1 pseudogene is annotated in these 997 nt (G+C 61.2%); it reads left to right on the top strand.

Annotated features, from left to right (window positions below):
* Positions 1–154 precede the first annotated feature (154 nt).
* A pseudogene (locus tag BN2503_RS19040) lies at positions 155–997 on the top strand (IS5 family transposase); the annotation flags it as partial.

The raw sequence follows: 997 nt of genomic DNA, 5'->3' as shown, positions 1-997 counted from the left end.
CAATGGATGAAACCGACCACGGTTTGACGCCACGAATCGCAGATTTGAAAGTGAACAGGAAAGTCAATGAAATCAACGATCTACCAACACCACCTCCGCGCCAGTGCTAGCTTTTCGTACCGTCACTTATTGCACTGAAAACGAGGAGACCCCGATTGGCGAGGCCGGCGTGCAAGAACTGCTCAAGGCCACCATCGACACGGCCGTCACCTGCAGGGCCATCGGGCCCGCCGAGTTCGAGCGGTTGATCGTGGACACCACGGTGCAGGAGAAGGCCATTGCCCACCCGGTGGACTCACGCCTGCTGGAGATCGCCCGCCACAAGGTGGTGAGCGCCGCCAAGCGGGCGGGCATTGCCCTGAAGCAGACCTTTGTGCGCGAAGGCAAGGCCTTGCGGCGCAAGGCCGGCGGCTACGCCCATGCCAAGCAGTTCAAGCGACTCAAGAAGACCGTCAAGCGCCAGCGCACCATCCTCGGCATCGTGTTGCGCGAGGTGGGGCGCAAGATCAAGCAGATGCCTCAAGTGCCGGCCGAGGCGCTGACCGCCCTGCACGATCTGATGCAGCGCGCCGAGCGCATCCGCACCCAGCAACCCAAAGACAAGAACAAGCTGTATGCCATGCACGCACCGCAGGTCGAGTGCATTGGCAAGGGCAAGGCCAGGAAACCTTACGAGTTCGGCGTGAAGGTCAGCGTGGCGGTAACGCACAGGCAAGGGCTGATGGTGGGCGCACGCAGCTTTACCGGCAACCCCTATGACGGCCACACCTTGGCTGAGCAACTCGAGCAGGTAACGATCCTGACCGAAGACACGGGCCGCAGCCCCAAGCAGGTGGTCGTCGATCTGGGCTTCAGAGGGGTGGATGCACACAACCCGGACGTTGAAATCATCCACCGGGGCAAGTTCAAAAGCCTCACCTCAGCGCATCGGCGCTGGCTCAAGAGAAGGCAAGCGGTAGAGCCTGCGATAGGGCACTTGAAACACGACAACGGCATG

It is taken from the genome of Paenacidovorax caeni (genome assembly GCF_001298675.1).
GTDB classification, from domain to species: domain Bacteria; phylum Pseudomonadota; class Gammaproteobacteria; order Burkholderiales; family Burkholderiaceae_C; genus Paenacidovorax; species Paenacidovorax caeni.
Note: the sequence above shows the minus strand (reverse complement) of the source record. Positions and strands in the feature narration are given on the sequence as shown.